The organism is Marinicella sediminis (assembly GCF_002000055.1).
Lineage (GTDB): Bacteria > Pseudomonadota > Gammaproteobacteria > Xanthomonadales > Marinicellaceae > Marinicella > Marinicella sediminis.
The window spans coordinates 1-895 of sequence record NZ_MVBD01000037.1; the positions used below are offsets into that span (position 1 = coordinate 1).

The 895-nt window shown below is 44.4% G+C and carries 1 protein-coding gene; it reads right to left on the minus strand.

Annotated elements, in window-relative coordinates:
- Window positions 1-604 precede the first annotated feature (604 nt).
- The coding region (locus B0475_RS17345) for an Ig-like domain-containing protein (protein ID WP_157893060.1) at window positions 605-895 on the minus strand (291 nt) is incomplete at its 5' end.

An 895-nucleotide genomic window follows, 5' to 3' on the forward strand; every position in this document is an offset into this window, starting at 1 on the left:
ACTGATGGCTTAATTTGTTTCGCAAAGGGTAGATGTAATAGCTTTCCAAAATATAGATATGCTGAAGACTTGCCTGATTGGTCAGATAGCAGTAATGAATTATGTTTTTCGTTTGAAAGTGAAAAGAATGAAACCAGGTTATCATTAAGCCAGTTTTATTAAAATATAGGGGTCAGTAACCTTTAAAAGGTAAAAGTGTTAAAGTAAATACTTTTGAGGGAGTTTTCATGCCAAGGAAACCAAGGTTTTTTGTACCTGATATACCTAATCACGTCATTCAAAGGGGAAACAACCGGGAGGCTGTTTTTTTTGAAGAAGAAGACTATAAAAGAAAATACAGGAGAAAATACAGGGACAGGCATTAGCTAGATGGTAATCCCCCCGAAAAATAGCTGAAGTCAAAAGTAGAATTTTCTGATGATGAATCTTAAGGAGATTCGCATGAAAAAGTCCAAATATTCAGACTGCCAGATTCAGAACAACAAGACAGCGACATGCACCAACCAGGGAAACTAAATTGAAACATCCAGCTGGTTTGTCATCACAGCCACCGCCATATCGGTCGAGTTCAAGTGTATCAGTCATCGCCCCACCTGGGAGCTGTTCAGTCGCCAAACCCATCGGCAAAGATGATGTCCACTTCCCAGCGGGCCAGCGCCAAACAGCGGTGAGGTTGGTTGTTGTGAGTGAATTCATACCGCAGCCGGTCGGTGCCATTGACGCTGTGGCTGAGCTGAAAACTGACCTGGCCTGAACCATCACTTGTGCCATTGAGTACCGTGCCTGTGCCAGGTCCTTTGAACACCGTCAATTGAACCTGTGTGCCGGTCAGCGGGCTGCCATCTGCCTGGTGCAGGTAAAGCGCCAGGGTGTTGTCTTGTTCAGGGTCGATGAT